This window comes from Pseudomonas fluorescens (genome assembly GCF_001307275.1).
GTDB lineage: Bacteria > Pseudomonadota > Gammaproteobacteria > Pseudomonadales > Pseudomonadaceae > Aquipseudomonas > Aquipseudomonas fluorescens_AA.
The window spans coordinates 6,521,267-6,532,875 of sequence record NZ_CP012831.1 but is presented as its reverse complement, the minus strand read 5'-3'; the positions used below and the strand labels follow the sequence as shown (position 1 = coordinate 6,532,875).

Sequence of the window (11,609 nt, the reverse complement as noted above, 5' to 3'; positions counted from 1 at the left end):
GGCGCAAGGCGCTGGGGGCGACGGGGCGGCGAGGGCTGCGTTGCGAGCCGTCGAGGGTCCCGTCCTGCCGTTCGGCTGCGCCTGATATCCCTTCACAAAGTGAGAAAAAATTAGAGCATCCGCCTTGGGATGTCTGTCATGGGAAGCAGGGACAACGGCGCGGAACGTGGCTTTGCGGCGCTTGGGCGTGGTCGCGCGAGTCTGTTATACCAACGGCCCTGAGTGTGCTTGCGAGGGTCGAACATGCCATTAACCGCCGAATCGGACCGCCCAGCGACGAAGTTCTGGAGCTTGTCCCGCTTTCCCAATCACCCACAGGCAGGCGCGGTCGACGTGATCGATGCTCTGGCGATTTCCAAAGAGGAATTCACCCGCCGCTACGTCAACCGCAACCGTCCCTGCCTGGTCAAGAATGCAGTACGGCATTGGCCGGCTTTCCAGAAATGGCAACGCCTGGACTACCTCAAGGCGCACTCGCGCAACAGTGCGGTGGTGGTGCGCTCGCAGATCGTTTCCGAGGTCATCGGTTGGTCCAACCCGAAGGTCAAGGCCGAGCTGACCGAGTATGCCAACACGGTGTATCGGGAAATGCCGTTCCACCAGTTTCTCGACGACCTGAACGTGGGTGATTCGCCGTTGGTGGCCGACAGCTGCCGGTTCTCCGAAGGCTCGGCCATCGAGCCGATGAAGGAGGATGTCGGTGGGTTGCCTTTCATGCCGCAGTTGGGCAAGTCCCGGCACTACCCGCCCCATCGCAGTTTCCTGTACCGCAACTCCTATACCGATTGGCACTTCCATGTCGTCGACGAAACGTTCATGGCCCAGGTCGTCGGTGCCAAGGAAGTGTTGCTGTTACCGCCGGACGAAGCCAGTTGGCGGGCCTTGCGCCCGGTGATCGAGGAGGCGGGCTACCTGTACGACATCGACACCGGGCGTTTCCCTGGCACTCGAGCGTTGCGAGCGCTGCGTACGGTGGTGGAGCCGGGGGATGCGCTGTACATCCCGGTCTACTGGTGGCACGCCGTGCAATCGATGGACGATGAATTCGGTGCGACCGTCGCGGCGACATTCCCAACGCCCTTGCACGTCAGCGGCAACATCAGCTCGCCCATCGCCAGGCGGGTATTGCGGACCTATATGTTTTCCCGTTTTGCGCCGTTGATACTGGGCGCGGTGCTTTATTCCCTGGCCTATCGGCTGCTGGACAAGTTGATCGGTGTGGTCACGCCTCGCGATGTGCGCCCATGAGCGTGGGGAGCGGCCGCCGGGGTTTTGACCTGGGGCGCGGTTTCTATTTCCTCTGGTGCGGCGAGTCGCTGGCGGTGGTGGGCACGGCGCTGATGGAGTTCGCCCTGGGGGTCTGGGTGTACAACCATACTGGTTCGGCGGTGGCCTTCGCCAACGTGGTACTGGCGGCGACATTGCCGGCGGTGTTGTTCTTGCCCTTGGCGGGTGGGCTGGCCGACCGGATCAGCCACCGGGTAATCATTGTCTGTTGCGATGTGACCCTGGCGGTGCTGCTCCTTGGGGTCATGGCGCTGCTCTGGTTCGAACGCCTGGAGCCGTTGCACCTGTACATTTTCAATTGCCTGGCGTCGATTGTCGGCGCCTTTCGCAAACCGGCCTATCAGGCTGCTGTCAGTACGATTGTCGCCCCTGACAAGTTCACCCGGGCCTCGGGGTTGATCAGTATCAGCAAGAACGCGTCGGCCCTGGTGGCACCGTTGTTGGCGGGGGCGATCATGGCCAGTGCCGGGCTGGTGACGATCCTGGCGGTGGACCTGATGACCTTCTGCTCCGGCACCTTGCTGGTGATCAAGGCGTTCTCCCATGTGCGAGGGGCACCGGGTCGCCAGGACGGCGGGCCCAAAGGCACGGTGTTTGGCGGGGCGCTGGGGAATGTCGCCGCGGCGCTGAAGTTCTTTGTCGCCGAGCGGCTGATGGCCGGGTTGCTGGTCTACACCATGATGCGCACGGCGCTGTTGTCACTGGCCACCTTGATGATGACGCCGTTGCTGCTGTCGACCCTGGGCAGCCAGGCCTTGGGCATGGCCTACACCTGGGCGGCCCTGGGTGGGCTGGCGGGCGCGGGGCTGTTGATCTCGATGGGCAATCCACGCCGGTTGATGGCGCTGGTGGCAGTGGCCGATCTGTTGTTGGCGGCCTGCGTCGTTGCCTTGGGGCTGGTCTCGCAGACCTTCGCCTACTGCGCACTGGCCTTTGTCGCGATCACCATGGCGAGCATCGCCGATGCCAGCGTGAACTCGCTGTGGATGCGCAGGATCCCCGCCGGCAGCCGTGCCAGTGTGTTTGCGTTGATCAGCATGTTGACCATCGCCACCACCAGCCTGGCGGTGATCGTCGGCGGTTTCCTGGTGGATCACTGGTTCCAGCCAGCGCTGATGCCCGGCGGTCTTTATGCCGACTCGATCGGACGCTGGCTGGGCGTGGGGCCGGGGCGTGGTGTGGGGTTGCTGTTCGTGGTGGCCGGCGGGTTGTTCGCGTTCCTGCCATTGAGCGTCTTGCTGTATGGACCGATGCGTCGACTGGACGAGACCCCGGCGCCGGTGGCGGGGGCGCGGATGATCGAAACACCCCAGGTCGAGCCCCTGTAATGCCGGTCGGCCCCGGTGTACCTGATTCCCGTGACAGACAGGCCAAGCCCGGTGGGTCAACCTTGGCAGGCTCTCCTGCCGCGCCCCTTTCACCCGGCGGACAGGACTATCTGGCATCGCCAGCGGAATCGACAACCTCAATAAAAGGAGTACCTATGCGCCCGTCGTTTTATGATCCCAGCCGTTTTCCGCAACTGAAGAACCTGGCCGACAATTGGGAAGTGATCCGCGAGGAGTTTCTGGCCCTCGATGCGCCAACCCTGACGATCAACCGCGTGGGCAAGCAGATTGCCGAGATCGTCGAGGAGATCGACGCTCACATGGCGGCTGGGGGAGAGTATGGCTGGCTCTGGGGATGGGGTGACGACATGGATATCATGCCGGAGTGGACCCAATACGGCCTGGTGGCCTACGACACCCCGATCCCCTACGCCCGCGACGCCATGCCCGGGACCATCGAGCTGCTGAGCAAGATTCCCGGCATCAAGCTTTGCGCCCTATTGCGCATGGAACCCAACGTGTTCCTTGGTACGCATTCTCATACCGGCACTTGGGAAGAAGGTCTGCTGCACATGCAATTGACCATCGACGCGCCTACCACACAGAACTATGCCTACCTTAATGTCAACGGCAGCTTCAACCAGAGCACCAACGGTAACCTGGTGATTTTCGATGGCTCCCTGGACCACTTTGCAGTCAATGCGTCCAGGGCTCACCGTACTGTGCTGTACCTTGAGTTTCATCGTGAGAAGCACATGGTGGCTTGATGTGGAACCCTGTCACCGGAAAGATTGTGGACGACGCTGAATCTGTGGGTCCCCAAGACCCCATGTGGGAGCCGAGCTTGCTCGCGATGAGGGCGGTACATTCAATCCCGATGCAAGCTGACCCACCGCTATCGCGAGCAAGCTCAGCTCCCACAAGGAATTGTGGGTGGATGCTGAATCTGTGGGTCCCCAAGACCCCATGTGGGAGCCGAGCTCGCTCGCGATGACGTCAGCACATTCATCCCGATGCAAGCTGACCCACCGCTATCGCGAGCAAGCTCAGCTCCCACAAGGAATTGTGGGTGGATGCTGAATCTGTGGGTCCCCAAGACCCCATGTGTGGGAGCGAGCTTGCTCGCGATGACGTCGGCACATTCAATCCCGATGCAAGCTGACCCACCGCTATCGCGAGCGAGCTCAGCTCCCACAGTGGATTGTGGGTGGATGCTGAATCTGTGGGTACCGAAGAACCCATGTGGGAGCCGAGCTTGCTCGCGATGACGTCAGCACATTCAATACCGATGCAAGCTGACCCACTGCTATCGCGAGCAAGCTCGCTCCCACAGTGGATTGTGGGTGGATGCTGAATCTGTGGGTCCCCAAGACCCCATGTGGGAGCCGAGCTTGCTCGCGATGACGTCGGCACATTCAATACCGATTCAAGCTGAACCGCCGCTATCGCGAGCAAACTCAGCTCCCACAGGTTTTGCACCGCGCCACGGCTGGTAAGTCAGACCACCGTCGATTCGAGGGTCGATTCCAGGAAGCGGAAGGCGGTGTGCTTTGAGCGATGGGTCGACTCGAAGAACGCCAGATGGCTGCCATTGCGCTCCACATGCAGCAAGGCGTCACTGATGGACTCGGCAATGTGCTTGGAACCACCAAGGTGGGTGGTTTCATCGGCGTCGCCGGCGACGACCAGGGTGGGCGCCGTGATCTGCTCCAGCCGCGACTTCAACTCAGTCTTGTTCAGCGCATCGTTGAGTCGCGCATAGCGATAGAACAGCTCTTCGTTGACATAAGGGTAGAGCGCCGCATGGGCGATGGAGTCCGGAATGGTCGCCAGGGTCGCCTGGTCCAGGAACAACGCCTGCAGGTCGCTGGCTTCGTTGCGGTCCACGGCGGCCGATTCCATCAGCCACTCGAAGTTCTGCTGGTGGGTGGTGCGCAGGCTGTCGTCGCCCAGGTTGTAATCACCGTGCCACAGGCTCAGGGAGTTGACCCGGTCGGTGTGGATGGCCGCCGCGCTGAGGGCGATCACCGCGCCACCGCAGATACCCATCAAGTGCGCGCTTTGCAGGCCATAGTGGTTCATCACATTGATCAGGTCGCCCACCTGGGCATCGGTGTCCACGGACAACTGATCGAAGGAGGTGCAGGAACCGAACAGCCCGCGGGTTTCCCAGGTGACCACGAAGAACCTTTCGCTCAGCGCATTGAACCAGTCGCGACACAAGTCGAACGGCATGCCGCAGGGCAGGGCGAGGACGATGGCCGGGCGGTTTCGATCGGTGCTGGCATGCACCGACAGCGCCACATTGTCGCGGGTAATCAGGTGCAGTGTCTCGACCTCGGGCACGGCACCGCTGAAATCGAAGTGTCTGACCAGGCGCCCGAAGTCCTTGGCACTGTCGACATCGTCGAAGTGGTCATAGGCAAACTCGAGCGCCTGGCAGATTTTCTTGCTGATGAACATCTCGAAAGACGACAGCTGCGCCTCGCCGTCATGCACGTACTGCACGGCTTTGACGCCGATCCTGGCGAACGCGGTGCTGACCGCGCGTTCCGTGGCTCTCACGCTGGAGGAAGCCTGGTCGGGCGCCACATCACTGCCCTGGGACAAAAAGCTCAGGCAGATAGGATCGGGCAAATGGATGGCAAGGTGCCTAAGCATCCTCACGGTCTCACACAGGCGCGTCGCTGCGTCGGTGGAAATAGTCATGGATTGGGGACTCCTGTCAGGCACGTTGCGCATGCCAACTGTCATATGGCATTGAAAAGATCAGACGGCTTCGAACTTCTTGCCTCGGGTCGTGTGGGTGACAAGGCGATTGTATTCAGGGGTCGTCTCGCCGATGACCTGCACCGCGCCGTACTTTTCAAGGCTGATACGTCCACCGTATTCCTCGATGTGGTCGGAGTCCGGGTAGATCTTCACGAACGACGGTACATAACGCGAGGCGAAGCCCATGCGCATGTCCTGGGACTCGCCGCTGTGGGGGTAAGAGGCGTGCATCAGGGTCGACCAGAAAATGATGAACTGGCCGGCTTTCATCTGCATGGGCACGGCGGAGGCTTCGTCGGGCTTCCAGTTTTCGTCGATCTGCAGCTGGCGATAGTCGTAGCCGAAGAAACCGCGCCGCACACCATCCTTGACCACCGAGCTGTTGTTGGCATCGGGATCGTAGGCCATGCGCTTGGTTTCGTCGTAGTTCATGCTGTTCTGGGTGCCGGGAATGAACTGCAGGCAACCGTTGGCGATGTTGGCGTCGGTGAAGGCGGTCCAGACGGTGATGGTGCCGCCGAAGTCTTCGTTTTCCGGCCAGAGAATCTGCGGCTTGCCCGAGGCGTTGGCGAAGGTGTCGGCCTGGTGCCAGTCGGTGCCTTCGTCGCCCGGGTATTTAGGGAAAAACTCGGTGCGCCAGCACAACACGTCCGGGCCGAGGATGCTCTCGACGCGGTCGCAGATCTGCGGACGGCAGATGTGGCTGGCGAGGAATTCGTCGTCCAGGTGGCGATCGTAGTTGGCAATGTTGGTGCCGCCGGAGATCGCATCCAGGTCCTGGTAGGCCGCGGCACTGCGGTCGAGCAGGCGCAGGCGGGTGCGCTTCCAGGTCTCTTTCATTTCTTCTGGCGAATAGGCGTCGAACGGTCCGATGAAGCCGTTCTTTTCAAAGGACGCACGTTCTTCCGGGGTCAGGGCGAATTTTTTGCTCATGAGCTTTTCCTTTTCGATCAATGGGCTTGAACAAGGGAGCGCTGGATACAGCCGGCCAACACTTTGGCGGTCGCGCCATCTGCCAGCACACCTGGGTCGAGGTTGACCCGGTAATGGGCCTTGAACGTGCTCAACGAGCGGATCAGGGCCAGGGAGGTGCCGCCGAAGTCGAAGAAATCATCGTTCAGGCCGATGTTCTTCAGGCCGAGGTCGTCCGACCAGACCTTGAGCACGAACTGCTCCTGTTCGGTGAGGCCCGTTTCGCTGGCGTGGTCCACGGTCGAGGTGGCGGAATCGGGTGAGGGCAGGCGGCTCTTGTCGATCTTGCCGTGGTCGGTGACCGGCAACGCGGCCAGGGGGATGTAGGCCGAGGGGCGCATGTAGTCCGGCAGGTTCGCGGCCACCTGTGCGGCCACTTCGCTGCGCAGCTGTTCGGTCCAGGCCGCCACGCCATGGGTCGGCACCACGTAGGTGACCAGGCGCCAGTCGCCATCGCCGTAATCGTGACCGGCCACGTGGGCGGCGGCTACGGCGGGGCTGGCTTGCAGGCACGCTTCGACTTCGCCCGGCTCGATGCGGAACCCACGGATCTTCAGCTGTTCATCGCAACGACCGGCGTAGCGGTACTCGCCATCGTCTCCCAGTACCAGCAGGTCGCCGGTGCGATAGGCACGGCTCGAGGTGCCCGGCAACTGGACGAAGCGTTCGGCGTTCAGGGCAGGACGATTCAGGTAGCCCAGGGCGACCCCGGCGCCTTCGATGTACAGCTCACCGGCGTTGCCTTGGGACACTGGTTGTTGATCGGCGTCGAGCAGGTGCAGGCGCCAGCCGTCCAGCGGCGCGCCGATGGACACCATGGCGGCGCTTTCCAGATCCTGGCCACGCACGCGTTTGAAGGTGGTGTGGACGGTGGCTTCGGTGATGCCGTACATGTTGATCAAGGCCGGCTTCTGATCGCCATGGCGCTCAACCCACGGCCGCAGTACGGTGGCGGGCAGTGCCTCGCCGCCGAACACCACGTAGCGCAGGGCCAGTGGCGCACTGGCAGAGCGGTCCGCCTCATCCAGGCCGCGGAACGCCGATGGCGTCTGGCTCAGGACAGTCACGCCCTGGTCGGCCAGCCATTGACGCGTGCCACTTGGCGAGCGCGAAACATCGTAGGGCACCACGGCGACGTGGCCACCGTGGGCGAGGGCGCCCCAGATTTCCCACACCGAAAAGTCGAAACCGATGGAGTGGAACATCGACCAGACGTCGTTTTCGGTGAAGGCGAACGAGCGCTGGGTACTTTCCAACAGGCGACTGACGTTACCGTGCGCCACCAATACGCCCTTGGGCTCACCGGTGGAACCGGAGGTATAGATGACATAGGCCGCGGCCTCGTCGGGGTTGCGTTGGTCGTTGGCGGGCAGCGGTTGCAGGGTCGGGCCGGCCAGCAGTTCGGCCAGGGACAGGACGCGTACGGACGCGCTCGGCGGCAGGTCGGCGAGTTCACCGATCATCAGGCCCAGGCCGCTGTCGCGCACGATGTGTTCGACACGTTTACCGGGGTATTGCGGGTCGACCGGGACGTAGGCGCCGCCGGCCTTGAGGATACCCAGCAGGCTGATGACCAGGTCGACGCCACGTGGCAGGCACATCCCCACCAACATACCGTCCTGGACGCCTTCCTGGCGAAGCCTGGCCGCCAACTGCGACGAAGCCGTGTCGAGTTGTGCGTAGCTCAATGAGCGAGAGGCGTCGGAAACCGCGGTTCGCTCAGGGAATTCACGGGCCCGGGCGACGAATGTTTCATGCAGGAATGCACCGGGCGTGAGAGGGGCTGGCGCGGGATTGACCGATCCGCCAGTGTTCTTAATCGGCATGACTAACGCTCCTGTTAAATGCCAGGCACAGCGTGTTTGCATGTTGCGCAAACCGATGTGCTCGAGACGTCACTGCGACCCACGGCATCGTTTGCGGTACCTGTGCAATTCGCAGCTGACGCATTTCAGCACCGACTTCGTGTCGGCGTCTGTCGCGGGAAATGGGGACAAGAATTTGCCGCTCCGCAAACGGCTCAAGTAGACACCATGACCCCCTCTGTCCCGGTTTGCGGTGCCAGACATCACCGCGGATCAGTGTTTTTATCCTTGCCCGATGGTGGGGCGCATTGGTCCGGCCCTGCGACGTGGATCCGATGATCCGTGGTTCAGGAGTTATTCATGAGTCTTCAAACTGACGCATCGCCCGTCATGCCCGCTGACGGGATGGCGGATTCGCTTGTCTGGCCAGGTCACGGGGCCGGTGAATCGGTCAGGCTGTCATTGCTCGCCGACGGTTTGAGTTTGCCGGTGGTGATCGAACCGATCGAACCGGGGCTGGATCCTTCGCTGTGGGCCAACACCCATCGCGAGGCTATCGAGGCGTTGCTGTGTCGTCACGGCGCGGTGCTGTTTCGTGGTTTTGACCTCGGCTCGGTGCCGGCCTTCGAGGCGTTCGCCGAAGCCTTGTCGCCCGGGTTGCACGGCAGCTACGGCGACTTGCCGAAGAAGGAGGGCGGACGCAACGTCTACCGCTCCACGCCGTATCCCGAGCGCGAGATGATCCTGTATCACAACGAGAGCTCGCACCTGGAAAGCTGGCCGCGCAAGCAATGGTTCTATTGCGAGCAGCCGTCACGGGTTGGCGGTGCGACGCCGCTGGCCGACATCCGCCAAGTGCTGCAAAGCCTGCCGCCGCAGGTGGTGGCTCGGTTCGAACAAAAAGGCCTGATGTACAGCCGCACCTTTACTGCTGGCGTCGAGCCGAGTTGGGCATCGTTCTTCGGCACCAGCGACCGCGAGGCCGTCGAACAGCGATGCCGGGAACAGGGCACCGATTTCGAATGGCTCGACGACGACACCCTGCAGGTGCGCACCCTCTGTCCAGCGGTTATCCAACATCCGGTGACCGGGGAGCGGGCTTTTTTCAACCAGGTGCAGCTGCACCATCCGTTCTGTCTCGGCGAGGAAATGCGCGAAGACCTGCTCGATATGTTCGGCGCCGATCGTCTGCCGCGCATGGTCAGTTACGGCGATGGAACGCCGATTGAAGACGACGTCATGGCGTTGCTCGGCGAGGCCTATGAGGCCTGTGCGGTCAGGTTCGCCTGGCGCAAGGGCGATGTGGTGATGCTCGACAACATGTTGGCCGCCCACGCTCGCGATCCTTACGAGGAACCACGCCTTATCGTTGTGGCGATGGGCGAAATGACCGCCCGGGGCGATGTATGGCGACCGGCGTGAGCCCTTTCGCGACTCCATTGAAGGATAGCAACCCATGAAAAAAGAGAAGAAAGCGAAGAAGCCCAAAGCGGGCTCGGTCATGCGCCTGTTGTGGCGTAACCATCCCTGGCTGACGCTCTTTACGTTGATCTGCGGTGTCATCAGCGGGGTGGCGTCCATCGCGGTGGTGAGCGTGATCAACGACGCTCTCTACAATGACGGCTCGCGCCTGCAGGCGCTGTACTGGTTCATCGGGCTCAGTGCCACGGCGCTGATCCTGCGCAACGGTGCGGCGTTGTTCCCGGCCTACGCCAGCATGCGGATCATGACGCGCTTGCGCATTGCGCTTTGTCGCAAGATTCTCGCCACGCCACTGGAAGAAGTGGACCGGCGCGGCCCGCCCAATGTGCTGACGATGTTGACCAACGACATCCCGCAATTGAATACGACATTGATCATCATGCCTACCATCCTGGTGGAGACGACGGTCTTTCTGTTCGGCATCGGCTACCTGGCCTACCTGTCGTGGGTCGTGCTGGCCTTGACGGTGTCACTGATGATCCTGGGGGTGGGGCTGTATCTGTTCTTCTTTTCCTGTGGCGTGCGGAACACCTCTCGTGTGCGGGACGAATACACCGCGTTCAATGAATACACCCACGCCCTGGTGTTCGGCCTCAAGGAACTCAAGCTCAATGGCGTGCGGCGTCGTTGGTTCGGTCGCTCGGCCATCGAGGCGTCTTCGACCCGTGTGGCGCGCTACAACTTCGTCGAGCGCCTGTGGTACACCGCTGCCGACAACGTTGGGCAATTCACGCTGTCGCTGCTGATCGGTTGCCTGCTGTTCGCCGCGCCCCTGGTCGGTGCCATCGAGCCGAAAATCATGACCGCCAGCGTCCTGGCGGTGTTGTACATCATGGGCCCGCTGTCGTTGCTGGTCGGGGCGATGCCCTTGCTGGCGGCGGGACGGGTGGCGTGTACGCGTCTTTCGGAATTCGGTTTCTCGATCAACGATCCGCACCCGGAGCCTATCGAGACCGACGTGCCCAAGGTTCATCTGCTGGAGCACAAGAAGTCCTGGAATCGCATCGAATTGAAAGCCGTGCGCATGCATTACCAGGAGCTGCACGCCGAGACCGGCTTCTCCCTGGGGCCCATCGACCTGACGGTGCAGGCCGGCGAGTTGATCTACATCGTCGGTGGCAACGGTTGCGGTAAAAGTACCTTGGCCAAGCTCCTCTGCGGGCTCTACATCCCCCAGGAGGGTGAGGTCCAGCTCGATGGCAAGCCTGTCACGGATGAAAATCGCAACGACTATCGCGATCTGTTCTCCGCGGTATTTTCCGATTTCCATCTGTTCAATCGCCTCATTGGCCCCGACGAAGAGGACGGCAGCCCGACACTGGCGAGCAAGTACTTGGAAACCCTGGGGCTGGCCGACAAGATCAAGATCGAAGGGCAGGGGTATTCAACCCTGAAGGCCTTGTCCTATGGCCAGCAAAAACGCCTGGCACTGGTGTGCGCCTACATGGAAGATCGGTCGGTCTACGTGCTGGACGAATGGGCCGCGGACCAGGATCCGCCATTCAAGAAGTTCTTCTACGAGGAACTGCTGCCCGACCTCAAGCGTCGTGGCAAGACGGTGCTGATCATTACCCATGACGACCAGTATTTCCAACTGGCCGATCGCATCATCAAGTTGTCGGATGGCCAGATCGTTTCCGACATCAACTGCGCCCTGCGCGACAAGCGAGCCTGATGCCCATTCAGGCTCCATCGTCCGGCTTGCGATGTCGCGACAGGACTGCTGAACACCCGTGATAAATGCTTGGCATCCCCCCGGCAGACGTGTATCCGCCGCCGGGTGGCGATGCCATGCAAGAACGCTCCGATCGTTCGACCGACCCCATGCCGCGCTGGCTAGCCGCGCGGATTTGCATCAACTCCAGGCGTGCCTGTTGCATTCAACCCGGGCAGCACTGACAAATCTCTGAGAAGGAACGTATGGAATTTATCTTTGCGCGTGCTGTGGATGGCGTTGTTGCAA

At 61.7% G+C, this 11,609-nt stretch carries 8 protein-coding genes; 5 read left to right on the top strand and 3 right to left on the bottom strand.

Going from position 1 to position 11,609, the window contains the following annotated elements:
- Positions 1-243: 243 nt before the first annotated feature.
- The 3 genes from AO356_RS28285 (at position 244) to AO356_RS28275 (ending at position 3,382) form a co-directional block, all read left to right on the top strand.
- Entirely contained in the window at positions 244-1,248 is a 1,005-nt protein-coding gene (locus AO356_RS28285) for a cupin-like domain-containing protein (protein WP_060742637.1), read from the top strand.
- Entirely contained in the window at positions 1,245-2,615 is a 1,371-nt protein-coding gene (locus AO356_RS28280) for an MFS transporter (RefSeq protein WP_060742636.1), read from the top strand. The genes AO356_RS28285 and AO356_RS28280 overlap by 4 nt, the downstream gene beginning before the upstream one ends.
- A 155-nt stretch (positions 2,616-2,770) precedes the next feature.
- The gene (locus tag AO356_RS28275; protein ID WP_060742635.1) at positions 2,771-3,382 is read left to right on the top strand and encodes an aspartyl/asparaginyl beta-hydroxylase domain-containing protein; all 612 of its coding nucleotides are present in this window, start codon (positions 2,771-2,773) and stop codon (positions 3,380-3,382) included.
- Positions 3,383-4,112: 730 nt separating this feature from the next.
- On the opposite strand, the gene AO356_RS28270 is transcribed toward AO356_RS28275, so the two are convergent.
- Genes AO356_RS28270 through syrB1 form a run of 3 tightly spaced genes read right to left on the bottom strand, consistent with a single transcriptional unit; the run spans position 4,113 to position 8,185 of the window.
- Positions 4,113-5,324 carry an alpha/beta fold hydrolase gene (locus tag AO356_RS28270; protein WP_060742634.1) on the bottom strand — a complete coding sequence of 404 codons (1,212 nt, stop codon included), beginning with the start codon at positions 5,322-5,324 and terminating at the stop codon, positions 4,113-4,115.
- A 60-nt stretch (positions 5,325-5,384) separates the two neighbouring features.
- Positions 5,385-6,320, bottom strand: coding sequence for a syringomycin E biosynthesis L-threonyl-[L-threonyl-carrier protein] 4-chlorinase SyrB2 (gene syrB2, locus AO356_RS28265; RefSeq protein ID WP_060742633.1), 936 nt, complete (start codon positions 6,318-6,320; stop codon positions 5,385-5,387).
- Between the two features lie 17 nt (positions 6,321-6,337).
- Positions 6,338-8,185 carry a syringomycin E biosynthesis L-threonine--[L-threonyl-carrier protein] ligase SyrB1 gene (gene syrB1 / locus AO356_RS28260; protein WP_060742632.1) on the bottom strand — a complete coding sequence of 616 codons (1,848 nt, stop codon included), beginning with the start codon at positions 8,183-8,185 and terminating at the stop codon, positions 6,338-6,340.
- Positions 8,186-8,524: 339 nt separating this feature from the next.
- Here syrB1 and AO356_RS28255 point away from each other — a divergent pair, with 339 nt between their 5' ends.
- Positions 8,525-9,586, top strand: a complete 1,062-nt coding sequence (locus tag AO356_RS28255) for a TauD/TfdA family dioxygenase (RefSeq protein ID WP_060742631.1) — start codon at positions 8,525-8,527, stop codon at positions 9,584-9,586.
- 34 nt (positions 9,587-9,620) lie between these two features.
- Positions 9,621-11,321 (top strand): cyclic peptide export ABC transporter, encoded by a 1,701-nt coding sequence (locus AO356_RS28250; protein ID WP_060742630.1) that lies wholly within the window; start codon positions 9,621-9,623, stop codon positions 11,319-11,321.
- Positions 11,322-11,609: the final 288 nt, after the last annotated feature.